Source organism: Paenibacillus faecalis (assembly GCF_900289175.1).
Classification (GTDB): domain Bacteria; phylum Bacillota; class Bacilli; order Paenibacillales; family Paenibacillaceae; genus Paenibacillus_AQ; species Paenibacillus_AQ faecalis.
In genome coordinates, this window is the sequence record NZ_LT985747.1 from 3,126,483 (window position 1) to 3,151,340 (window position 24,858).

Below are 24,858 nucleotides of genomic sequence, written 5' to 3' on the forward strand. Positions count from 1 at the left end.
TCGATTGAAAACTACTGCTCCTCATCATCGATTGATTATTCGATTTTAATGACGATATTATATCGAACATCGGCTGCTAAGTCAATGCAGATCATTTACTTCACAGCGACATAAAAAAGACGCTGCGCATCTTCTCCAGCCTCTTCCCACTTAAAATCAGCATAACAGTTCACATCGCGAAATCCGACTTTGGTCAGTTCTACCTTCATCCATTCCGGATCATATCCTCGCTGTGTATGCGTTTCTTCGAAACGGCGGTACACAGATCGATCGTTCTCATCACGTACAAAAACAGAAAGATGATGTTCAATCTCACAGCGGGGCTCTTCCAGAAAACAGGTCCAAATATATGAAACCTTAGGATCATCCAGGACAAATGGCTGCTCTTCGCCGTAGCGAATCAGGGTGTTGGGATGGTGGACATCAAACAAAAACGTACCTCCATCCTTTAGACCTTTATATGTTCGGGAAAACGCAGCCCGAATATCATCCTCTTCAAGCAAGTAATTCAGGCAATCACAAAATGAAATAACGGAATCTACCTGCTCTGGCAGCTCCCATGCCCGCATGTCCTGCTGTACCCAGCGAACACTTCCTTCACGGAACATACGATTTCCTTGAGGGGTATCCTCCAGTTTGCGGCGTGCAATGGACAGCATATCAGCTGATAAATCAATTCCCGTTACTTCAAATCCCGAATTTACGAGCGGGATCGTAATGCTGCCTGTACCGCAGCCGAGCTCTGCTACACTTTTGGGCATACCGTGTTTTTCCCACGCTGTTCGGGCAAACCGGAGCCAATCCGGATAAGGCATGTCCTCCATTAGTTGATCGTATACATACGCAAATCTGCGATAAGACAACATGATGACACCACTTTCTTGAGGCTTCCTTAATAACTTGCCCTCTTCAATAAGATTTACGAATTTTCCTCATTATCCTGGACTAGATAGGTCCAGCTGTCTTTCTGAGTAACGAGTCCATCCTTCATCAGTTTTCCAAGTGCCCGTTTAAAGGCTGATTTACTAATACCGAAGCGCTTTTTGATAATGTCCGGCGGGGTAGCATCAGAATATGGCATAGCCCCTCCGGGACGTTCCTTCAGAAACGCAAGCAGCCGATCGGCATCTTCTGTCCGGCCCACTTCCTTGCGTGGAACCATAGACAAGTTGACTCGGCCATCATCGCGCACATGGCTAACACGAACGCGCACTTCTTCCCCAAGACGCAAAAGTCGTGTCCGCTCGGAAGAATGAATCATACCAATCGCTCCAAAGCCAAGCACACCGCCATCTACAATAACGAAGGTCCCCATCTGTAAAGGCTTGTACACAAGAGCTGTAAACCATTGATTGGCCCAGGCATCAGGAGCATGAAATGCCAGAGCGGAAAGTTCCTGTTCTCCGGCCAACTTGGCACGAAGCCGTCCCTGCTTGTCATGTTCCATCATAACGAATACATGATCTCCTACTTGAGGATGAAGCTCCCGCATCTCCGGTAATTCACGGATCGGAAGCAGCAACTGCCGACCCAATCCCATCTCCAAAAAACAACCTAAACGAGGATGAACGTCGGCCACCATCAGCTTGGCAGTTTCACCAAGCGTAAGGTATGGTTTTTTCATCGTAGCGGCAAGCCGATCCTCCGTATCAAAAAAAATAAATACTTCCACGATATCTCCAGGCTCAACCTTCTTGGTAAGCTCTGTATAGTGGAGAAGCACATCCTGATCACCGCCGTTTAAAAAATAACCGTAAGGCGATACTTCACGAGCTACTTCCAGCTGTACAATCGTACCTGCGATCAGGCTCATACGTTCTCCACCACTTTAGCGTCCGACCAAAGACGCTCAATATTATAATATTCACGCTCATCACGATGGAATATATGAACGATGACATCGCCAAGGTCCATCAGAACCCAGCGAGCCGCATCGAGCCCTTCGATACCGCGAAGCGTTATGCCTACCTCTTGAGCACGTTTGCGAACTTCGGTAGCGATCGCTTGAACCTGAGTATCAGAATTCCCGTGACAAATAACAAAATAATCGGCTACGAGAGAGATTCCTTTTAAATCAAGAGCTACAATATCCATCGCTTTTTTATCCTCAGCAGCCGCTATAACCGCATTTAACAATTCATTCGGATCTAACGTCATGAATTCGCCTCCAATTGCTTTATTAAATCATTTCGAGCCAGTACGGTCAGTGGGTAAATCACTTGCTTACGAGATAACAGGAAGCTTATCGTCGAGTCAAGCCCGGCTGCAAGCGCCTCTTCAAGGCTATGTTTGGCCAGTTCACGAATATTATTCACACCCGGGAAATCCCTTCCCGGCTCCATGTAATCGGCCAGACAGACGATTTTCTCCAAAAGAGTCATTTGAACGCGCCCAGAGGTATGATATCGGATTGCGTTCAGCACCTCCTGATCGGTGATGCCGTAATCTTTTTCTGCAACAAAGGCACCGACTTCAGCATGCCACAGTTGCTTATCATGCTCTAGCAGTTCATCGTTCAGTCCGTTTTCCACCAACACCTCTTTTAATTTTACCACAGGCCAATACTTAGCAACATCGTGCAGTATAGCCGCCAAATCCGCTTTCTCCGAATCGGCCCCATACTGATGAGCTAGTTGAACCGCCGTTTCCATAACGCCCTGCGTATGCAACCAACGCTTTTCAGGCATCTGGGATGATACGGCTTCAATCAGCTGTTCCCGGCTGTATCGCATAGATTCCGCTCCTTGTAATGTAATCATATACACGGTCCGGTACCATATAACGGATGGACTCGCCTTTAGCCACCCTACTTCTGATCATCGTCGAGGATATATCAACATAAGGCATATCCGCAATTTTTACATTATTTTGTAAAAAAGAAGGCAGCTGCTGCACATCCAGTTGAGACCCTGGCCGATTCACACCGATAAATTGAATCATTGCCGCAAGCTCCTCAATCCTATGCCATTTCGGCAAATAATTAACCATATCCGCGCCGATGATGAATCTGAACTCGATCTGCGGATACTTGCGGCGCAGTTCCGTTACCGTATCAACAGTGTATGAAACCCCTCCGCGTTCGATTTCAAAATCCAGCACTCGAAATGACGGATGATCGTACACCGCTTCTGCTGCCATCTCCAGCCTGATCTCCCCGGTCACACCGGATGCCTGTTTATGCGGAGGAATATGGCTTGGCATAAACCAAACTTCGTCCAGCTTATATACATCCCTGGCTGCTTCCGCAGCCAGCATATGGCCGATATGAATGGGATCAAACGTCCCACCCATAATGCCAACCTTCATCCGACTTCCCCTCCTTACTCAAGGCAGTTCGATCGTTTTATGATCCTTCGATTCCTTATACAGCACGATCGTCTTCCCAATCACTTGCACAAGCTCTGCTTGAGCGCCTTCAGCCAGCTCCACCGCGATATCACGCGGCTGCTCCATACAATTGTTCAGCACGGATACTTTCAGCAGCTCCCGCTTTTCAAGTGCTTCGGAAATGTGACGGATCAAATGGTCATTGCTCCCGCCCTTGCCCACCTGAAATATGGGATCAAGGTGATGGGCCATGGACCGTAAATATCTCTTTTGTTTTCCTGTTAACATACTTTGTCTTAACTCCCTTAATATCGTCTATTTCATCATTCACTTCGAAACCTTTATTTTAACGTTTGATTCATCTTTAGGCAATGACATATACAAACTGTCTATTTCTAAAAACTGCCGAGCACCGTCTGCTTCATGATCTCAACCGGAGCCGCCTGTCCTGTCCAATATTCAAAAGCAAAAGCCCCCTGGTTAACGAACATGCCGAGACCGCCATGAACGGTGCATCCCTTTTCCTCGCTTCGTTGTAAAAGCTTCGTTGTAAGCGGATTGTATATTAGATCACTGACAACAATACCCTCAGGAATCCATTCTTCAGGAAGCGGAATATCCTCGATATATGGATGCATACCGACCGAAGTAGTGTTAATTAACACATCTGCCGATGCCACAGCTTCTTTTGCTTCCGTTTCTGCTAATCCCCGAATATCCGCTAACGAACACCATTCCTCAGCAAGCTTCTTCGCCTTAGATTCCGTTCGGTTAATGACGGAAATAAGTCCAGGCTTCTCGTGCGTCAATGCATGGATAATACCGCGGGCGGCGCCTCCTGCCCCAAGAACAACAATATGTTTATGGGACAGATCAGAACAAGCTTCCTCCTTCAATGACCGGACGTATCCAATCCCATCCGTATTGAAGCCTGTCAGAACACCGTTGTCGTTTACTATAGTATTAACCGCTCCGACTTTAGCAGCCCCTTCATCAATCATGTCCAAATATTTCATCACTTCTACCTTATGTGGAATCGTCACATTAGCCCCACGAAAACCTAGTGAACGAAAGGCTTGAACTGCCCCTTCAAGTCCTTCCGGTTTGATGTGCAGTGGAACATAGCTTCCCGGAATACCCAATGCTTTTAGAGCAGCATTGTGCATAACCGGGGATTTGGAATGACGAATCGGGTCCCCCATCACCCCAAGCAGCATAGCTCCGCTGCTGCCGACAACCACTTCTTGATGCATTGAATCCATATGTTCCACCCCTCTAAAAACGGACAGCAACCCGTTAGATCAATGACGGCCGATGCAGCACCTTAACCCCTTTTGGAACATGAACAGCTACAAGAGCGCCCATATCCCCGTTCACTTTAATCCAGCCCAAGCCTGAAATGAACAGATCCCAGCGAGAACCTTTTGGAACTCTTATCTCATGTCTTGTCCATTCCGGCATTTCTTCAAGCTGCTTCCTGGTTGGAGGTGACAACAGCTCACCTGCATGCTCTTCAAACAATGAATCTGCACGCTCTAACTTCGTACGGTGAATCTTTAACCGCCCGCTGATAAAACAAGTAAAAGATTGATGCTCTCCCTTGATGAAGTCGAAGCGTCCCAATCCTCCAAAAAACAACGTCTGGCCTTCATTCAACTGATAAACCAGCGGCTTTATCGGCTTATCCGGCATCACGACACCCAAATCCTCGCTGCTGACGAGCTCACTGTATCTCCACGGATAGACAATTCCCGGTGTATCTACAATATACCGTCCGTCATCCAGCGGAATATTAACCATATCCAGGGTAGTTCCCGGATAACGGGACGTGGTCAGCTCCTGTTCCAAATCACTGTAATCACGGATCAGACGATTGATTAGCGTCGACTTGCCAACATTCGTAGCACCGACAACATAGACATCCCGATCACCGCGATGAATAGCCATCGAGTTCAGCAATTTGTCAAAGCCCTGATTTTTCTTGGCACTGCAAAGCACAATATCGATTGTGCGAAGCCCGTGTTCTTTACACTGTTTCTGTACCCAGTTCAAAACTTTATTCCAATTGGTAACTTTCGGAAGGAGGTCAATTTTATTGACAGCCAAAATAACCGGATTGTTGCCAACAAACCGTTGAAGTCCCGATATCAGGCTCCCCTCAAAGTCAAAAATATCTACAATATGAATGACGAGGGCTTTCTTCCCACCGATCTGTCCGAGCAGACGTAAAAATTCATCCTGATCGACAGCAACAGAAGCAGCCTCGTTATAATTTTTAATACGGAAGCAGCGCTGACAAATGACCGGGTCCCGGTCCCAGGCTTTTTCCGGCAAATAGCCAGGCTCACCCTGAGCAGTATGCTGCAACAAAACTCCGCAGCCGCTGCATTTCTTGGTGTCTTGTCCGCCTAAAGGCTCCATCATGGTTTCTTTTCCTCCTCAATATCAGTCCATAATCCTTGTTTACGCAATCGTGTCAATGCAATGCGCTCCACCCGCCGATTGAAAAATCTGGTCATAAAACCTTCTTCATTAATCGCAATCGGCAAAACCAAAACGGTATATAAACCTAGACGATTACCTCCATACACATCGGTCAGCATCTGATCTCCGACAACTATGGTTTGTTCGTTCGTCAGGTTCATCATTTTCATTGCTTTTCTAAAGGGAGCGTTAATGGGTTTTCTAGCTTTATGCACATACTGAATATCTAACGGTGTGGCAAACTTGGACACACGCTCCAGCTGGTTATTGGAAACGATGATCAGTTGAAAACCGATCTCTTTCACTTTCTTGAACCAAGCGACGAGCTCCGGGGTTGCCAGCGGTGCTTTCGCTCCAACGAGCGTATTATCCAAATCCGAAATGATTCCTCGGTATCCCTGTTCATAAAGTTCCTCTAAATTAATGTCAAATACCGTATTGACGCGGAGTTTCGGAACCAACATCTTAAACAAATTCGTCACCTCAATTTCATACGAAAAACTATACCATATTACGGTTGGTTAGTAAAAATAATCAGCAGCTTATAAAGCCAGGCCGTTACAGCTTTTTAACATCAGATTTTTCCAAGAAAAATCCGCCCGTTATTCCTCATGGAATCCGGGCGGCGATACTCAGGAAATCTTCACTCTTTTTATACTTTTCTTAAGCTGAGCCGCTTCGGATTGAACAGCACGCCATTCCTCTTCCAAAATGTGAACTGGACTGTAACGTGCAGCCTCAAATTTCTTGAGCAATGGAGTTAACGAACCCGCAAGCGTCGGATAAAGGCTTTCCCAACGGCGGACAGACTCACGAAGGGTTTCGTTTGGTCCCCGTTTCAAACCGCGCCGATGAACATAGCGCAGCCACCGTTCTGTCTCAGCTATTACTTTATCAGCTGGTGTTAGAGGCTTGCCAGCCCGAAGGCGGGCGGAGAAGAAACGGAGGTTAAACCGCATTCTCCAGGCAATATACCCAATCCAGGCAAGGATGATTGTTCCGGACAAAATTCCAAGAATCATATATAGAGAAGAGTTTTCTCCCGATTCTTCAGGAGTCGCAGCCGTCTCTTCCACTTCTTCAACCTTCTCTTCCTCATCCTCTGGAACCTCAGGCTCAAGCGGCTCGCTGCCAGCCAAAATCGGCATGCTAAATCCCGGTGTCGTCTCAATCGGAATCCATCCATAATCCCCAAAATAAACCTCTACCCAGGAATGAGCATCCGCATTGGTAACGGTATAACTTCCGGATCGGATACTTTCTTCGCCACTTTGTGACATAAATTCCGGGGCTGACATGTTTCCAGGGGCATAGCCTTTCACCCACCTAGCGGGAATATCGAGCGATCGCGTCATCATAACCATCGATGTTGAGAAATAATCGCAATAGCCCTCCTGCACCTCAAACAGAAAGCTCTCCACAAAATCCGGGCTCTTCCGTTTCGTTAAATCCGGTGTATTTGAATAAGTAAAGTTATTTTGTAAATATTGTTGCAATAAAATGACTTTCTCATACGGGGTCTCTCCGGCAGCCGTAACTTCCTCTGCCAGCCGTTCAACACGCTCCGGAAAACCGGACGGCTTCTGAAGATATTTCTCATCTATCGGTTCGGGATATAATTGCTCATAGGTTTTAGCACTCAGCTCCTCCATGGGGATGATTGGAACTTCAGAAGTAACCGTATACGTCTTCGGATAGCTCAGCCGCTTCGGTTCAGACTCCAGATGAAGCTCAGAGCCTTCAGCTTTCCAAAGGAGTCTTCCTTCCTCCACATCAGGGTCCAATCTATCCACTTTGGATATGGAGTAAGCTCCAAACAGCACTGGATAGACATTGTCATTAAGCATCGTTACCGTCTGCTCAAGCGCCTTGGTTTCAATTTTGTCTGATAAATCTCCCTCCAGATCCTCTCCAGTCAAAATGTCTTCAAAATCACGGCGTCTTTGTTTGTCAGACCAACCTGTTCCGGAGTACTGAGTTCTTGTCTCACCGCGCCAGTAGCTTCTTTCATCAGATGTAACCGTCATAACCGGGGTATAGTCAAAATTAAAGCCCCCGCCCAGTTCATTATCCTCGCGGCCGTATCCAGACATACTCTCTCCGGGGATTTCCAAAATGGAATCCCCCGTACCACTGACACTGCCTGAAAGCGGAATGCCGTTCCATTCCCGCCATGCTGTATAAGGATCAGTAAGTGACGGCTTGATCGTCGGCATATTTATACCGGCCAAAATAATTAATGAAAAAATAACGAGGATATTCCCAATAATCTTAAAGGGATACGCCCTGAGCTTGCTCCAACCGACCGGGAACCTTTTGCGAAAACGTTTGAAATGATCTGTAACAAGCCATCCCATACCCGCAGCTACGATCCATGCCGTTTCATCCCACAGAACATAAGTCGTAAAGGAATCAAAGATAGCAAAGGCTATAACGTTCAGCCCTATGACTAACAATATCCTTCTCTTATTCGTCGCCCAGACTGCTGCAAACAAAAAAATCGCCCACGATGCAACTGCAAACCAAAGGTATGGTAAAAATTCAAGCATCTGTTCCGACCCTAATCCCTCAAGCAAGCTTGAAGGGACAGGGATGTTGTATTTTTCAAGAATGCGGGATACAGCAAAAATAATGAAACCCAATTGAATGAGTATTCGAAATCCTCTTTTAATCATGACCAGTGATTCGGTAATTGCCGTTATCGCAAGCGCTGCTATAATGACGGCGGTCGTTTCTTCATATAAAAGAGGCTCTGTATAGGAAACCCACTGCAATAGTATTAGCCAAATCCACAATAACGATAATATATAGAAAAAAGACAAAGCGAACTTTTGCGTCCAAGACTTCATCCAATTCCACCTCCCAGCACAGCAGGAAGTTCTCCCAGAGAAGAAACCTTATAGCTCGCAATCCCCCTGGACTGAAGAAATGCAGTAAAATCGTCCTTTCCGCTTCTGTTTCCATCGGAGCTTAAAATTCGGAGCATGCCAGGGTTCATCCCTTTGTTTTCAGCCCATCGCATCGCTTCGATAACCGATTGATCCGCTAAAGGGCTCACGAGAAGAAACAAAGCGCCTCTTGGAAATTGACGGTATGCTTTTTCCAATGAAGCTAGCAGCGTTTCCCTTCGATCTGCATCCACATCCACCAGATGCTGTATCATCCGCATTCGTTCACCCGGTGTATCACTTGGTGCAAATAAACGAGAATCCTTACCTGCCGTAAACAGCCCGGTACCCGCATGCTCCAAAGCTCCATACTCCACTAGTGAAGCTGCCGCTGATACCGCAAGCTCGAACTGCTGAGGATTCTCATACCCTGTTGCCGTGCAGTCCAGCACGATCATCGTTTTAGGGTAAGATTCATGTTCAAACTCCTTTGATTTCCAGGAGCCTGTCTTGGCGGTTGCATTCCAGTGTATCCTTGAAATTCGGTCACCGTAAACATAATCGCGGACACCGTTAATCTGGGTCGTTTCTCGTCTGGAGGAGGAAAATGTCGTATGCGTCCCTCCTAACTTCAAATTGCGAATGTTCCGCTGCCAGTTCGGAATATATATCGTTCTCGGAAGCACCCGAAATGACGTCTGAACCTCAAATCCCCCGCGATGCTCCATCAGACCGAATATATCTTCGCTAATACATTCAGTACGTGAGAAGCTATAACGCCCTCTTTCAAGCGGAGGCGTCTGAAATACCAGCTCCCCCGCCCCGCGAAGGTTCGGAATTACACTGTCTTCAAAAGACCATTTGTCTCCGTTATGACGCTCAAGCACTTCTCTTATAATAAGGTATGGCGTGGGCAAGAGACCTGGAATATTCATTTCCATCCTGACGCGAACCTGGTCCCCGGCATGAAGAACATCCCCGTCCTTTTCACTGGATGTAACAAAGCGGGAAGCCTTTACTCGATTCACTCCACCAAAGCTCGAACCGATCAAATAAACCGATAATAGACTTACCATGGAAAATAGCATCATGGATGTCTTGCCGCCCTGAAACAGAACATAGAGCAAACATATAGCCCAAACCGCTGCTACTGCTGCGAGTCTCGACGGTTTTATGCCGTTCATCCACAATGAAAGGTACCTGCGCATATTTATCTCCCCATCTGCACGGGCACTTTGACTTGCCTTAGAATAAATTGAAGCACCGACTCCGTTGTCACATTATCAAGCCGGGATTCCGGACGCAGCATAATCCGGTGTGATAGCACATAAGGAGCTAAAATTTTGACATCGTCGGGCAGTACATAATCCCGGTGCTGAAGAAACGCATATGCCTTTACGGCATTCATAAACGACAGCGTAGCACGCGGGCTGGCCCCCAGAATCACAGACGGGTGCTCTCTCGTTGCGCGTGTAATACCGAGCAAATAATCGGCTACCGGTTCTCCGATAAACACATCCTTGATTTCATGCTGAATGGCTGAAATGCTGTCTACATGTGTCACAGGCTGAAGCTTGTCCACCAGCTGTCCGTTTCGGGAGCGGAACATAAGCTCCTTTTCAGTCGAGATGTCAGGATATCCAAGACTTAATTTCAGCATAAAACGGTCTAGCTGTGCTTCAGGAAGCATATAAGTGCCTTCAAAATCAATTGGATTTTGTGTAGCACATAACATAAACGGATGCGGAAGTTCATGGGTTTCTCCATCGACAGTTACACTGCGCTCTTCCATAACTTCCAACAGAGCCGATTGGGTCTTGGTTGTTGCACGGTTAATTTCATCCGCCAGAAGGATATTTGTCATCACAGGTCCAGGTCTGAAATAAAACCGCTCCTCACGAGGATGAAACACCGAAACGCCTGTAATATCGCTTGGCAAAATATCAGGGTTACACTGAATGCGCCGGTAATCCCCTTGCATGGATTTGGCAAGTGCTTTGATCAGTTGGGTTTTGCCTGTTCCCGGAACATCCTCGATCAGGACATGTCCTCCAGCAAGCAGCGCAGTTAGAAGAAGCTGGATCTCGAATTCCTTGCCCAGCAGACACGATTCCAGATTGGAACGTACCGAAGAAATAATATTCATGGATTCTTGACTTACCGGCATGTATTAAAAACCTCCTGTAAGGGAATAAATAGTAGATTAACTACTATTGTACATGATGTAGGTCTCCGAGTACATTCATCCTTCTAATCCTGTACAAGAGTTTTTCTGTCCGGCTTTTTCAGCACAGCAAAAAGCTCCGGAAAAGCGCATCCGGAGCAAAGCTATACGATTCTGATTCGTCTTATTAACCTTTGGGACGGACGATTAATGCGGCCAGAAACGAGAAAATGATCGCTGACGATATTCCGGCACTTGTTATTTCAAAAATACCTGTAACAACCCCGATCCATCCATCGCGTTCAAGCTCGCTTAAAGCACCGTGCACAAGAGAATTACCAAAGCTCGTAATAGGCACAGAGGCGCCCGCTCCGGCAAACTTGACCAGTGGATCATACAAGCCAAAAGCATCGGCAATCGCACCGCTCACAACAAGCGTACTCATCGTATGGGCCGGAGTAAGTTTAAATACATCCATCAAAATCTGGCCTATGACACAGATCAGACCGCCGATAATAAAAGCCCATAAAAACTGCATTTTCTAACCTCCCATCTCTAGTGCTACAGCGTGTGCAATACAAGGAATACTTTCACCCTGCTGGTAAGAAAGTGGCGAGAGAAGCGCTCCTGTAGCTACAACAAGCACTTTTTTGAGATCACCGCTTCGCATCCGTTTGAGAATATGACCATAGGTTACAACAGCGGAGCAACCGCAACCGCTCCCACCGGCCAGCACGTATTTCTGCTTATCCCGGTCGTATATCATCAGACCGCAATCCATAAAATTCGTATCCTCCATGGGGACACCTTCTTTATTCAAGAGCTCTTTGGCAATGGGTAAACCAACAGACGCCAAATCCCCTGTCACGATCAAATCATAGTATCCGGGAGAACGTCCCGTATCCTTGAAGTGTGCGGAAATCGTACTCGCTGCAGCAGGTGCCATGGCTGCCCCCATATTGAAAGGGTCTTTGATTCCGAAATCCGTGACCTTGCCAATCGTAGCATAAGTGATCTCCGGTCCGGTTCCTTGGGTGCCGACCACCGAGCAGCCGGCTCCAGTAATCGTATATTGCGCATACGGAGGCTTCTGAGAGCCATATTCCGTTGGATAACGGAACTGTTTTTCAGCTGTACAGTTATGACTCGCTGTGCCAGCCATCGCATATTGTGCAGCACCTGTATCCACCATGAGAGAAGCGATCGCTAAACTTTCCATGGAAGTAGAGCAGGCCCCGAACACACCGATATAAGGGACGCCCATCTTTCGCGCAGCAAAGGAGCTGCTGATGATCTGGTTCATCAGGTCTCCGCCAATGTAAAACTGAAGCTGCTCTTCCGAAATGCCCGCATTCTCCAATGCCGTTTGAGCTGCATCTTCCAGCAAACGACGCTCGCCCTTCTCCCAGGTCTTTTCATTAATTTCAATATTGTCGTAGATGTAATCAAAATCCTGGGCTAGTGGACCTTCCCCCTCTTCAGGACCAACAATTGAGGAGGCTCCCAAAATAACAGGTTTATTCTCATATTTCCACGTTTGTCCGGTTACTTTCATCTTCAGTGCCCTCCTTCTATGCCGAAAATAGCATAGATCACACCTACGAAAAACGCAGCTACCGTACCGAAAACAATGACCGAGCCGGCAAGCTTGAACATGCTCGCACCTACCCCAAGCACCAGCCCTTCTGCACGATGTTCCAGTGCCGCAGAGCACATAGAGTTGGCAAAACCGGTTACCGGAACGGCCGTACCGGCTCCAGCCCACTGGGCGATTTTATCGTATACCCCAAAGCTCGTCAGAATAACGGAAATCAAAATAAGCACCGCCACTGTTGGGTTGCTGGCCTCTTTTGTGCTCATATCAAACACCGACATAACAAACTTCTGAATACCTTGTCCGATCAGACAGATCAAACCACCCACCAAAAAAGCTTTTAAACAGTTTTTCATTACACTGCCCGGCGGCTCGTGTTTTTTAGCGATCGATTTGTATTCTTCTTGGCTCATTGAATTAAGTTTTGAGTCAGGTTTCTGCTTAGAGTCAGACAATTCATACACCTCCGGCTAAGTATATATGTTGTAGAACCAGTTGGGGATTATGGACATTTCGCTCTATATCATTATGGTTTGAATTGACTTTCTTTATGTTTGGTAAATCATCCTTCTTGTCCTTCAAGGGATATCGTTTTAAAAAAAACAATAAAAAAACAGCTTCAAGCACGAAATAAGTGCCTAAAAGCTGCTTGAATCTTGTCTTAAGTAGTTCCTTAAATGAGCACATATAACAATATAATGACAAGCAGAATAAAAAGCACCAGCACAAGCAGTATCTCGCTGATTTTGCCAGGACGGCCAGGCAAATCAAGAGTGTATTGGCTCATATTATGCTCCTTTCCTGGGCAAATGCGTAATAAACAATCCTTGTGTACAGTATACTCATAGCCAGCCTCATGAGTGTGTACACAATTGAGCCAGTGCATAAAGCGATAAGGGATCATGGACTTTTTGACGATGGAAGAGCATACTAGAAAATGAATAAATTTTATACATATCTTTCGAAAAGGAGCGTACACATGATGAATCAAGAAACTATAGATTTGCTGCGAACTTTAACAGAATTCCCGGCTGCTCCGGGTTTCGAGCGTGAACTGCGTTCATGGGTAAAAGATGCCCTCACTCCATATACGGACGAATTTGTTCAGGATCGACTAGGCAGTCTGTTTGCTGTGCTGCGAGGAGATGATCAAGGACCACGGGTTATGGTAGCAGGTCATATGGACGAGGTCGGCTTTATGGTTACAGGAATTACCGAAGCCGGTATGATCCGCTTTCAACCTTTAGGCGGTTGGTGGAGTCAAGCAGTGCTGGCACAGCGTCTGCAGATTATTACAGATCAGGGCCCGATCATCGGAGTGGTTGGCTCCATCCCTACCCATCTGCTCGATGAAGCACAGCGGAGTAAGCCGGTCGACATCAAAACGATGTACATTGATATCGGTGCGGATGATAAAGCAGAAGCCGAGTCATTCGGTATCCGCCCAGGACAGCAGATCGTTCCGATCTGTGAGTTTACACCTCTTGCAAATCCAAAAAAGATCATGGCGAAAGCCTGGGATAACCGATACGGCGTAGGGCTCGCGATTGAGCTTGTCAAAGCTCTGCACGGAGAAAAGCTTCCTAATACGGTATATGCCGGAGCTACCGTTCAGGAAGAGCTCGGTTTGCGTGGAGCACGGACATCTGCCAACCTGATTCAGCCGGACATTTTCTTCGGACTGGACGCCAGCGCAGCGAACGATATGATGGGTGACAAAAGCCAATTTGGACAGCTGGGGCAAGGGGCTCTGCTTCGCATTTTCGACCCGACGATGCTGACACACCGCGGGATGGTAGAGTATGTACAGGACACGGCTGACACAAATAAAATCAAATACCAATACTTCGTATCTCCTGGTGGTACAGATGCAGGGCAGGTACATTTGAGCGGCATCGGTGTTCCTTCGACGATCATTGGAATCTGCTCACGATATATCCACACTTCCTCTTCAATCATCCATACGGATGACTACGAAGCAGCTAAGGAATTGCTTAATAAGCTGGTTAAAGGGCTGGATCGTACGACGCTGAATACGATTTTGGAACGAGCATAGCATCGCTTTTGCTCCGCTGATGGATATTTTCTTACGATGGTATCTCACACGTCGTTTTTCATAACCTGTGGGATGAGCGTAAAATTCGATAAAAGATCGAGATAGGGGGCGTTTACTCCCGTTCTCGATCTTTTTGTTCATGCTAAATTATTCAGATGTGAAAAAACATTCGATTAAAAACAAGTTCCTGGTTATGTTCATTCCTCCAAATTCATTTATACTGTGGATAGGCTTACAAAAATGCTGAAGCAACACTCGATTACATACCAACTGGAGGGACTTTTTCATGCAACAAGGATTAACACGTGCTGGTTTAGGTAACATTGCAAATGATGAGCAACTTATGGAGCTGGCATCCCGGTACCATTTTCAGAGTGTCGATATTGAAGCCAAAGAGCTGGTTGATCGTCTCGGAGCGAAGAAGGCTGCCGACCGACTTCAGGAGCTTAATCTTACGATTGGAGCCTTTGGTCTCCCGGTTGAATGGAGAGCAGATGAGCAAAAATTTTTAAATGGCATCGCTCAAATTCCGGCAGCGGCTGCTGCGGCCTCCGCTTTAGGTTGTACCCGCTGCTGTACTTATGTACTCCCCTCAACCGATTACCCTGCAGCACATTTCATGGCTGTTGCAACCAGGCGACTTCGGATATGCGCTGATATCCTCGGTGCCTGTGGAATTCAGCTCGGTCTGGAATTTGTCGGTCCACATCATTTGCGTACACAATGGAAAAACCCTTTTATCTGGACTTTGGAAGAAACCCTCGACTGGATCGATGCTATTAACAAGCCAAATGTCGGATTGTTGTTTGATTCATATCATTGGTATACAAACGGTCTGGACGAATCCGATATATTGCGTCTTAGAAAAGATCAGATCGTTCATGTCCATATTAATGACGCGAAAAATGTCCCTGTTAAAGATGTCTTGGACAATGATCGGTTGTACCCCGGTGAAGGCGTAATTGATTTGGCTGCATTCCTAAGAGGGCTGCATCAAATCGGATATGATGGTCCTGTAGCACAGGAGGTTTTAACTCCGTCGATGCCGACCGAATCCCCGGATGAGCTGGCTGCCCGGTCTCGGCGAGGCTTCGATAAAGTTTTCCAAGCTGCCGGATTACGCTAATTAAGTCCATGACATTACTATATGTATGAAACATTTCCCTTGATGAAATAGGTCAGCCGCCAAATCACAAGTCCGGATATTTCGGATGCTGGCGGCTGATTTTAAGCTACTTTTTTTGTTTGTAAAACTCATGATACAGTTTCATCAACGCCCGCTTCTCAATTCGTGACACATAACTTCGCGAAATCCCAAGCTCCTTTGCGATCTCTCGCTGCGTTCGTTCCTCTCCTCCTGCCTCAAGCCCAAACCGCCCGATGACCACTTCCTTTTCTCGTTCATCCAAAATATCGAGATTGCGATAAATCTTGCTTTTTTCAATTTTTAATTGCACCGCATCCACAATATCATCAGCTTCAGACCCTAGAATATCAATCAGTGTTATTTCATTGCCCTCTTTATCCGTTCCAATCGGATCATGCAAAGACACATCTTTACGGGTTTTCTTCAAGGAACGAAGATGCATAAGTATTTCATTCTCGATACAACGTGCAGCAAATGTCGCAAGCTTCGTTCCCTTGTTTGGCCGAAAGCTCTCGATTGCCTTGATCAAACCGATCGTCCCGATCGATATAAGATCTTCCAGATCCTCCCCCGTATTATCAAACTTCTTGACAATGTGAGCTACCAGCCTGAGGTTATGCTCAATAAGCTTGTTGCGGGAATTAGGGTCACCTTCCGACATCAAGAGCAGATGCCTCGCTTCCTCCTCCTCAGTCAAAGGCTGAGGAAACGCATTGTTTTTCACATACGAAACGAGCAGGCTTAATTCTTTAATGAACAAAGCAATTGCGGTAAACAGTCCAGGCACTGGGGACACCTCCTGCAAAATACAATGCAACCGGCCTTTTATCGCGCTCGGTTCTGGTCTGTTCATTGTATGTGGGTAGATGCCTATGTGTGCATGTACGGGGGAAGATCAGGTCAGTTTTCATTATATATTCGAAATTACAGCTGCCTCCAAATGAAAAAGCATCATTTTACCAAAAAAGGTCACCTCTCCCCCGTACATTTACAGCTTGTAGACTTTTACAATAAGGGTAGTTATCTCTTCATTATTTTTTCGCAGTTTTCTGATGAGAGGGAAATCTGCTTGTCAGCCGATCAAATGAAAAGAGGAGCGATTGCCAAAATGATAAAAGAAATGCATGCCGACATTGTTATTCTCGGAGGTGGAACCGGCGGTACGGCCGCGGCTCTTGCTGCTGCCAAATCAGGAAAAAAAGTAATTATGACCGAAGAGACCCAGTGGATTGGGGGGCAGCTCACCAGTCAGGCGGTGCCGCCTGATGAGCATCCGTGGATAGAGTCGTTTGGCTGCACACGCAGCTATCGTCAGTTTCGGGAAGGCGTAAGACAATATTATCGCCGGCACTTTCCTTTAACGGCAGCCGCCAGAGCGAATGTTCATCTGAATCCGGGAGGCGGAATTGTAAGCCGACTATGTCACGAGCCCCGTACAGCTCTGGCCGTGCTGCAAGAAATGCTCGCCCCTTATATTCATAGCGGGAAGTTAATCATTCTGTATGAGCATACGATAGAGCAGGCTGAGGTTGCTGGAGATCAAGTCAGCAGCGTAACCATGAAAAACATAAATACCCATGATCATGTCGTTCTTCATGCACCTATGTATCTGGACGCAACCGAGTGCGGTGACCTTCTTCCAGCGGCAGGAATAGAGTACGTCACTGGTGCGGAATCCAAAGCACAGACAGGAGAAGCCCATGCAGTAGACGGTGAGGCTTTACCAATAGATATGCAGGGCTTTACTTATTGTTACGCGGTTGACTATTTGGAGGATGAGGACCATACCATCGATAAACCGGAGCAATATTCCTTTTGGCGCAATTACCAACCTGAATTTTGGCCTGGTCGTCTGCTGGACCTGACCGGAGCCAAGCCTGAAACGATGGAACCGATCCGATATGAAATATTTCCGGATACAGATCGATTCTCGTTATTCTTGTATCGGCAAATCCTCGATCACAAGCACTTTCAAAAAGGAACATTTCAAAGCTCGATTTCACTGATCAATTGGCCTCAGAATGACTACTGGCTAGGCTCTGTAATTGATGTTAGCGAGGAAGAACGCCACCGCCATCTGCATGGCGCCAAACAACTGAGCCTCTCTTTGCTGTATTGGCTGCAGACTGAAGCCCCTCGCCCGGACGGCAAGCAGGGTTATCCCGGTCTTCGGCTTAGACCGGATGTGGTGGGTACCGAAGATGGTCTGGCAATGTATCCTTACATACGTGAATCGAGAAGAATTCAAGCGGAGTTTACCGTATTGGAGCAGCATGTAGGTACGGATAGCCGTCCGGATGGAAAAGCGGAAACGTTCCACGACTCCGTTGGCATTGGATGTTACCGGATAGACCTGCATCCGAGCACAACTGGACGGCCCTATATCGATATCTCTTCCCTACCCTTTCAAATCCCGCTCGGCAGCTTGATCCCTAAACGCATGACCAATGTTCTGGCAGCCGCCAAAAACATCGGCGTTACCCACATTACCAACGGATGTTACCGACTTCATCCGGTAGAGTGGAACATCGGAGAAGCGGCAGGATACTGTGCAAGCTATTGTCTGGACCGGAATCTCCATCCTACTGCCGTTCGTAACAATGAAGCCGAGCTGACCGAGTTCCAAAAAAGATTGGCCCAAGAAGGCATTGAGCTACAATGGCCAAAAATACGTCCAGTTTAATTCTAATCATGCGCGGCAGCGGCAAATCAAAGCAGCAGGCCTACGGTTGACCTGCTGCTTTTTGCTATATCTTTTTCCAGTTCCCTAGGCGTTTATAAAACCAGCCTTCTCCAGCATTCTTTTCAATACTGCTGCAGCTTCTGCCCGGGTTGAATGTGCATCAGGTGCAAATCGGTCAGCGGCTCTTCCCTGCATAATCCCTGCTTTTACAACGGCTGCAACGGCCTGCTCAGACCATACTCCAATCGAATTTCTGTCCTTGAACTTCTGTAAAACCTCGTTCACTCCCGCCGTATCCAGCTCCTCGCCTGTCATCTTCAGCGCTCGCACCAATAGTGTACTCATCTGCTCGCGCGTAATCAGCTCATTTGGCCGGAATTCTCCATTGGCAAAGCCTTTGATCAGCCCTTGACTAGAAGCTATTTCTACATATCCAGCGAACCAGTCACTCTTCTGCACATCGCTGAAAGTAATGTCTGTGTCTGATTGTTTCTTCAGACCGAGCGACCGAACGAGAAATGAAGTGAACTCAGCCCGGGTCACCGGTTTATCAAGTGCAAATCGATCTGGCCCCACCCCTTCAATGAGCCCTTTAGAAGCCAGTAGAGTAATATCGTCCTGTGCCCAATGCCCGCTTACATCATCGAAATTTTTCTTCCGTGTTCCGAATGACAAAATTCCATCATCCGATAAGATCAGTTCAGCATAGGATCTTCCTTCCTTCGTATGAACACGCATCGGCACAAAAGCGGTTCGATCAGATAACGGAACATATCTGAATGCCGACAGGTGGGACAAATCGCTTCCACTCGGTACATTCATCAACAATTTTGCATATTTGCCGTGAAATCCGGAAAATTCAATTTCTTTTTCCCCTTGCTTAAATGTCACATCCACCTCTACCGATTGGCCAAGCCTTGAAATTTTCTCCTTCTCCAATCTTGCATTCAACTTTTTTTCCTGCTGGTCTTTCAAGCTTCCGACTCTTATGATCAGCACTTCAGCCTCTTTCCCATCTGCCAACGCTTTTCGCAAACTACTTATCGGTACATGCAGCTCTCCATGAAGTGTATCGAGGACAATCTCCCCTGCTGGGAGCCTTTTTAACGCTGTCACTAATCCACTTACAGGCAGGTGAAGCTCGATCACATCGCTTTTATCCTCTAGAGTATATTGCAGCTTATCGGAAGATTGTTCATCATTAGCCAGCTTTTCGATATCCTCAATCATTCGCGCAAGGTTTACAACGGCACGTGTTACTGTGCGCCCATCCGTATCTGTCTCCTGCTTCACCTTCATACGCTCTGGCACTGTAGGAGAAGTCGGAGTTGAAGGAGGATTAGAGGTGATAGGGCCGCCTGGACTTCCTGGATTGCCTGGCTCTGGATCAGTCCCCCCGCCGTTTGAGGTTCTGACCATATTTAGCGACTTGCTGTTCGTCTTGTACTGATCCACATACACGTCAAAAGTTATGAAGTTGGAGCCTGGAGAAAGCGGGACGACAGCTGTAAAGTCACCGTTCTCTTGTACAGTTGCCGGCTGGCCATTAAACTGAACAGAAACATTTCCTGGCCCCAAAACCTTCACACGACCTTCCACCGTCACCGAGCTGTTTCCCGTCTGTTTCCCTTCATCATCCAAAAGCCCGCTTAAAACGGCTGAGCGTACCTGATCTCCCGTATTGTATGCACCAGCAACAAGCTGCCGGTTGGTCCGTACCCCTGATGGATCTATTGCGGAAATTACAAATCCTCCAGGCGGGATTTCACTGTTATTCTCTTCCGGCGAACCCCAGTTCCAGTTTATAGCCTGATTCCTGTTGACCACATGGGTAACTTTGCCGGACGCATCAACCACCACCTCAACACCAAACCGATTGGTTCCTGTCGTATAACCGAATTGTTCCGTCATAACGTTGATATTGCCTTCTACCCGATTCACGTTATAGAAACTGCCTTCCAGAAATTCATTCGGTTTTTCAGGCAGGCTCACGCCGAGCTGATAATCCTTGACCCATTCCCGGTCCTGCAGCGCAGCTGTAACAATCGGCCAATTGACCTGCGAGGCGTCAAACAGCATTAACCCATTCGTAGTGCTAAGACCTGCCTGGAACACATCCCGCTGCATGGCAGGAGTCTGCACATTCGTTAAGGCAATGCCCGCGTAGAGCGGAATTTCACCATTGGTTACAATGTTGCCGAGTGTAATATACTTTTTTACCTCCTGGCTGGTCGTCTGATAAGCACCGATCATGAGAAAATCCAAATACTCAATGTATCCCGTTTGGTAATACTCTTCCGTATACACAGATTCATCCAACAAACCGAGTCTTGGGTCAAAGCGGAAATTTTTGCTGCCCCAATTCACGCCGTTCAAGTAATATGTTTCATACCACGAGCCAACATAAGAGGAAACTTTGATTTCTCTGCCGGTTTGAGATTCATAGGAATCGACAAGCTCTTTTACTTCTTTAAAAAAGCTTTGGATTGTACCCGACCGAAACTCCCACCAATCCTGAATTAATGGTCCATATACACGAGTGTTGTTCTCATAATAAAAAATATCGTTCGGCCAATTGACCAACTGCTTGCCTCGTTCGGCTAAAAACTGTTCAAACTTAACCCTCGTTTCCTCACTGAAATCGGCCCCTTCGTTATCATAACGGCCGCGATCATGGACGACACCGTCTACATTATAATTTTTTATAATTTCTTCAAAGGTCTTCAGCTGATACTCCCTAACTTCATCATTGGCAGGGTTAACAAAGGCGACTAGTCCTTGCTTTGCACTTTCTCGAAGGCGTTTAATCTCCCCGTTATTTTCCGCAAAATAAACTCTTTCCTCCCAATCGAGATGATCATTCAGCACGGCAAACTCCTGGTGCGCTAACGAACCCTCGGCAAATACATTGATCGCTGCATGAATTTCCAAGCCTAATGCATGACCGTGTGTAATAAATTCTTCTAAAAGATCGAGATCGGGACTTGCTCCCGCTTTTTGCGGTGCTTTGATTTCACTTACGTAAGGACGGTTTGTCAGGTCATTTTTCTTGTACGAAACAAATCCCTCAACCCCTTTTACATCCAGGACAACTGATGTTATGCCGCCGTCTTTGGCTTGCTCCAGAAACTTGCGCACATCCTCACTCGTTTTGAATTTCTTCGCATTGGCAGCCTGATCTACCCACAAAGTCACTTCCTTGTCAGGGGAAAAGCCGGGTCTATTAAATACGACGATACTCCGCTGATCCTGCTCCATTCCATTCTTAAGTACTTTTACATCAATATAATTCGTACCTGCCTGCAGCGGGTATGAATATTGAAAGGTCCCGTCTTCGCCAAAAGGGACTTCTGTATCATTGATCATAAGGGTGATCGCTGACGGATTATCCATATGATCAATTCGTCCGGTCACTGCCGTTTGACTTTCTATCACCGTGTACATCGGCACATTATCCAAAATCAGCTTCGCAATCAAGCCGTTCCCACTAATTAAATCTTTGACATTTACAACCTCACCGTTCTTCCTGAGCTTGATCACATCACCGACTTTAAATTTTTCGGCCAAGAATCGCTTTATATCATTGCCGGCATAGCTGTCATCCTGTGCCATCAGAACATATCCGCCCTCTGGAATCTCAAGCTCAGTCGGCCCCGTCCACACCGGAGGCTTGCCGTTTACGGACGGGTTGATCACTTGCAACACCCGGTTGTTGGCGTCAACCTGTACCGCTACATTGTATTTAGGTATCGTAATGGACGAGCCATAGTCCCTTGTAAACAAAGCAACCATGTTTGAAATGCCGCTTACGTCTTTGTCAATGTAATTCAGCCTCTTCCGCGGGCCTTCAACACCTATCGTGATATCCTCAGGCGCTGCTTCTACCTCGATATAATCTTCGTCTTCCTCTGGAGTATAAACTGCGTTTAACAAAACTGCCGCAATTTCCTCCTCTCCATCCAGCAGCCGCACCGTAATCGGGTTAATCCCCGGGTCTAAATAGACATTCATTCGAAAGCTCCCGCTATCAACCAGCGGTGCCAATTGATCGTTGATCATCACCTTTATATCTTGATCCTCCGTATAATCCGTAACATACCCGCTAACCTCAGTTAAAGGAATGGCAACCGTCATATCGAGCGGATTGTTAAGATGGAGCTCAGGCTTCACTCCCGGGTCTGGCCCAGGGTTCGGTTCTGGTTCAGGATTTGGGCCTTGATCTGGATTCGGTTCAGGTCCAGGTTCTGGTTTCGGCTCAGGGTCAGGTTTAGTCCCCGGGTTTGGCTCCGGCTCGGGTTGTGGGTTTGGCTCGGGTTGCGGGTTTGGCTCGGGTTGTGGTTCTGGCAGCGGTCTAAAAAAATCTTTTGCCGTCACTTCCATATCACCACGCATCAGCTTGACGGATTCGCCAGATTCAAAATGATGAAATAATGTTTTCTGGTAAGTAGAGGCATCCCATGGACTGCCACCAGCCAAAACGATGTAACCTCCCTCTGGAATCATAACCTCTCCATCCGGCGACCAAGTCGTTGGCGGATCACCGTCCGGGCCGTATTTGTTCTCGATCTGTCCTAATGCATTCACAACAATGGCTACGTTCCCTGGTTTAACAAGCACGTTTTCATCATAATCGCCATCTAAAACTCTGCCCCCGCTAGTAAAAACAGCCAGGTAATCACTGCTTTGTGCCAACGTGTTTTCATCAACATTTATATCCGTCAAGAGTAGCTGCTCACTTCCATCTTGAGAAACCAGCATCACATTTTCCCTCTGATTGATTTCACTGGCCTGTGCAGAAGCGCCAAATCCCCATGGAGTTATTAAAGAAAGGATCAGCATTAAACTCAACAATGCTGCTAGCTGTCTCCGGAAGCTTCTCTTCATCAAATTACCACCTCTCATGCCGTTGTTTTAAAAAAAGCAGCTGCACAAGCAACTGCTTTTTTACGCGTCATGCCGTCCTTATTGGGCGGACTGATACCACTCGTTCGCCTCCTTGACCATATCAGCTCCTCCCGCTGCTCTCCACTGCTCAAGGAATTTATCATAGTTCTCCAGCGGTTCTGAGCCCGTTATAAATTTAAGAACATTATCATCCAACAGCGTTCTGAGCTTTAAGGTGTTTTTCGATACCGCTTCAATCGGCGGCGCAGAAGACATAGGATCGACTACTATGATGCCCTCCGCATTTTTTTGGAATGTTTCAAAATACGATTGCAGTACAGGATCTTTACGAACTCGGGCCTGCCAATAAATCGGATACTTCTCTTCATCGACACCGGTCAGGAATGAGCTTCCGTTCCCTAAATCATCGTTGAATTTCGGCAAGATCGGATAATACTTATCGTCTTTCACTTCGTGGTGAACTCCTTCTTTTCCGATCGCAAGCTCCTTGAACGTTTCCGGCTCAAGCTTCGCATTTAGAAACTTTATTGCTTCGTCCTTGTTTTTAGATGATTTTGGAATAGCAATAAACCAGGTCGTATTGGCGGTAACACCAACCCTTGCCTTGCCATCTTTTCCTTTCAGGTAAGGGATAACGGATACTTTGGCATCCGGGAAATTTTGCTCTAACGCAGAAATTGTGCTACCGGCATTCCACCAAGCCAACTTGTAAGCGGCCGCTTTACCGCTGCTGAATTTCTCGATCGCTTTCTGTGCGGTATTAATAGGCATTTCCGTATCCAGCAATCCTTCGGTGTAAAGCTTATTCATATAGGCAATGAATTCTTTCATTTCCGGAAGCTCTGCTTTATGCACCAGCTTTCCGTCCACCTCCTTCCAATCAGTCAACACCCCGAAAGTAGTGGCAATATCACCGTATATTGAATCTTTGCTGCCCGTAAGCGGAATCACATTTTTCTTCTCCTTGATGGTCTTCAGCACTGTATAAAGTTCATCCGTATTGGTAGGTATCGATAGACCAAGCTCATCCAGCCAATCCTGACGTATAACGAGCTCCTCGCCTATACTTATGCCGGAACCCACCTCTGGAATGGCGTACTTCTTGCCATCAATCGTTGCACTTCCCCAAGATTCGGGCTTAATCGCCTGGTTAATATGATTACCGTGAGCCTCCAGCAGTTCATCTATAGGTTCCAGCGCTCCGGAAGTAGCGAGATTGTAAAATTGAGCTGCATTGAGCTTCATCACATCAAAGCTTTCTTGATTCGCTACCAACAAATTCAGCTTCTCATCCGCATTTTCCGCAGGAAGCATCTCATACTGAACATCGTAGCCGGTTCTCTCGTTGATGATCTGGCTCGTATACTCTTTGCTCGGGTCGAATAATCCGTATTGCATAATCATGCGGATAACCGGCTTGTCGCCTTCCTTCTGCCCTTCAGCAGGAGCGGATGTTTTCGGTGTATCTGTTTTCGTAGATCCGCCGCAGCCTGCAATGGCAAGAACAACTCCCAAAATCACTGCAAGCATCGCTGATTTTTTAATCATCGTATAACCTCCTTGAAAATGAATATCAGAGAAACGAAACCATCATATAACCAGGGCATCAC

21 protein-coding genes and 1 other annotated feature (1 of these 22 cut by a window edge) are annotated in these 24,858 nt (G+C 46.8%); of the genes, 3 read left to right on the forward strand and 18 right to left on the reverse strand.

All coding sequences use genetic code 11. The features are described 5' to 3' along the window. Positions 1-37: a binding site (T-box leader), on the reverse strand; it reaches 227 nt to the left of the window's first position. A 58-nt stretch (positions 38-95) separates the two neighbouring features. The 15 genes from C8268_RS14845 to spoVAC all read right to left on the reverse strand — a co-directional run bounded on the left by C8268_RS14845 (position 96) and on the right by spoVAC (position 12,870). Beyond that, complete coding sequence (locus C8268_RS14845) at positions 96-866, reverse strand: class I SAM-dependent DNA methyltransferase (RefSeq protein ID WP_106768391.1); 771 nt, start codon at positions 864-866, stop codon at positions 96-98. A gap of 53 nt (positions 867-919) precedes the next feature. After that, positions 920-1,813 carry a CvfB family protein gene (locus C8268_RS14850; protein ID WP_106768392.1) on the reverse strand — a complete coding sequence of 298 codons (894 nt, stop codon included), beginning with the start codon at positions 1,811-1,813 and terminating at the stop codon, positions 920-922. Beyond that, positions 1,810-2,157: a ribosome silencing factor gene (gene rsfS, locus C8268_RS14855; protein WP_106768393.1), complete on the reverse strand. Its 348-nt coding sequence runs from the start codon at positions 2,155-2,157 to the stop codon at positions 1,810-1,812. Before rsfS ends, C8268_RS14850 begins: the two co-directional genes overlap by 4 nt. Beyond that, a complete protein-coding gene (gene yqeK / locus C8268_RS14860) occupies positions 2,154-2,732 on the reverse strand; it encodes a bis(5'-nucleosyl)-tetraphosphatase (symmetrical) YqeK (RefSeq protein ID WP_106768394.1) in 579 nt (192 codons plus the stop codon). Before yqeK ends, rsfS begins: the two co-directional genes overlap by 4 nt. Further along, complete coding sequence (gene nadD, locus C8268_RS14865) at positions 2,704-3,306, reverse strand: nicotinate-nucleotide adenylyltransferase (protein WP_106768395.1); 603 nt, start codon at positions 3,304-3,306, stop codon at positions 2,704-2,706. Before nadD ends, yqeK begins: the two co-directional genes overlap by 29 nt. An 18-nt stretch (positions 3,307-3,324) precedes the next feature. After that, positions 3,325-3,615, reverse strand: coding sequence for a ribosome assembly RNA-binding protein YhbY (yhbY, locus tag C8268_RS14870; RefSeq protein ID WP_106768396.1), 291 nt, complete (start codon positions 3,613-3,615; stop codon positions 3,325-3,327). Positions 3,616-3,722: 107 nt separating this feature from the next. Beyond that, complete coding sequence (gene aroE, locus C8268_RS14875; RefSeq protein ID WP_234032815.1) at positions 3,723-4,589, reverse strand: shikimate dehydrogenase; 867 nt, start codon at positions 4,587-4,589, stop codon at positions 3,723-3,725. A 34-nt stretch (positions 4,590-4,623) separates the two neighbouring features. After that, the gene (gene yqeH, locus C8268_RS14880; RefSeq protein WP_106768397.1) at positions 4,624-5,751 is read right to left on the reverse strand and encodes a ribosome biogenesis GTPase YqeH; all 1,128 of its coding nucleotides are present in this window, start codon (positions 5,749-5,751) and stop codon (positions 4,624-4,626) included. Further along, a complete protein-coding gene (locus C8268_RS14885; RefSeq protein WP_106768398.1) occupies positions 5,748-6,284 on the reverse strand; it encodes a YqeG family HAD IIIA-type phosphatase in 537 nt (178 codons plus the stop codon). The genes yqeH and C8268_RS14885 overlap by 4 nt, the downstream gene beginning before the upstream one ends. A 159-nt stretch (positions 6,285-6,443) precedes the next feature. Continuing rightward, on the reverse strand, positions 6,444-8,660 hold the full coding sequence (locus C8268_RS14890) for a transglutaminase TgpA family protein (protein ID WP_106768399.1): 2,217 nt from the start codon (positions 8,658-8,660) through the stop codon (positions 6,444-6,446). Then, entirely contained in the window at positions 8,657-9,907 is a 1,251-nt protein-coding gene (locus C8268_RS14895) for a DUF58 domain-containing protein (RefSeq protein ID WP_106768400.1), read from the reverse strand. The genes C8268_RS14890 and C8268_RS14895 overlap by 4 nt, the downstream gene beginning before the upstream one ends. A 2-nt stretch (positions 9,908-9,909) precedes the next feature. Next, a complete protein-coding gene (locus C8268_RS14900; RefSeq protein ID WP_106768401.1) occupies positions 9,910-10,866 on the reverse strand; it encodes an AAA family ATPase in 957 nt (318 codons plus the stop codon). Between the two features lie 184 nt (positions 10,867-11,050). Further along, the gene (spoVAE, locus tag C8268_RS14905) at positions 11,051-11,401 is read right to left on the reverse strand and encodes a stage V sporulation protein AE (RefSeq protein WP_106768402.1); all 351 of its coding nucleotides are present in this window, start codon (positions 11,399-11,401) and stop codon (positions 11,051-11,053) included. A 3-nt stretch (positions 11,402-11,404) separates the two neighbouring features. Continuing rightward, a complete protein-coding gene (spoVAD, locus tag C8268_RS14910; RefSeq protein WP_106768403.1) occupies positions 11,405-12,418 on the reverse strand; it encodes a stage V sporulation protein AD in 1,014 nt (337 codons plus the stop codon). Positions 12,419-12,420: 2 nt separating this feature from the next. Continuing rightward, positions 12,421-12,870 carry a stage V sporulation protein AC gene (spoVAC, locus tag C8268_RS14915; protein WP_199794967.1) on the reverse strand — a complete coding sequence of 150 codons (450 nt, stop codon included), beginning with the start codon at positions 12,868-12,870 and terminating at the stop codon, positions 12,421-12,423. Between the two features lie 569 nt (positions 12,871-13,439). On the opposite strand from spoVAC, the gene C8268_RS14925 reads away from it, so the two are divergent. Together C8268_RS14925 and C8268_RS14930 are read left to right on the forward strand one after the other, a co-directional pair. After that, entirely contained in the window at positions 13,440-14,513 is a 1,074-nt protein-coding gene (locus C8268_RS14925) for a M42 family metallopeptidase (protein ID WP_106769972.1), read from the forward strand. A 286-nt stretch (positions 14,514-14,799) separates the two neighbouring features. Beyond that, positions 14,800-15,639, forward strand: a complete 840-nt coding sequence (locus tag C8268_RS14930) for a sugar phosphate isomerase/epimerase family protein (RefSeq protein ID WP_106768406.1) — start codon at positions 14,800-14,802, stop codon at positions 15,637-15,639. A gap of 106 nt (positions 15,640-15,745) precedes the next feature. On the opposite strand, the gene sigK is transcribed toward C8268_RS14930, so the two are convergent. After that, positions 15,746-16,447: an RNA polymerase sporulation sigma factor SigK gene (gene sigK, locus C8268_RS14935; protein WP_106768407.1), complete on the reverse strand. Its 702-nt coding sequence runs from the start codon at positions 16,445-16,447 to the stop codon at positions 15,746-15,748. Between the two features lie 321 nt (positions 16,448-16,768). Here sigK and C8268_RS14940 point away from each other — a divergent pair, with 321 nt between their 5' ends. Further along, entirely contained in the window at positions 16,769-18,343 is a 1,575-nt protein-coding gene (locus tag C8268_RS14940) for an FAD-dependent oxidoreductase (RefSeq protein ID WP_106769973.1), read from the forward strand. Positions 18,344-18,427: 84 nt separating this feature from the next. Here the strand turns inward: C8268_RS14940 and C8268_RS14945 are convergent, their stop codons facing one another. Together C8268_RS14945 and C8268_RS14950 are read right to left on the reverse strand one after the other, a co-directional pair. Continuing rightward, positions 18,428-23,227, reverse strand: a complete 4,800-nt coding sequence (locus C8268_RS14945) for an S-layer homology domain-containing protein (RefSeq protein WP_272939333.1) — start codon at positions 23,225-23,227, stop codon at positions 18,428-18,430. 78 nt (positions 23,228-23,305) lie between these two features. Then, on the reverse strand, positions 23,306-24,796 hold the full coding sequence (locus C8268_RS14950) for an extracellular solute-binding protein (protein WP_106768408.1): 1,491 nt from the start codon (positions 24,794-24,796) through the stop codon (positions 23,306-23,308). Between the last annotated feature and the right edge of the window lie 62 nt (positions 24,797-24,858).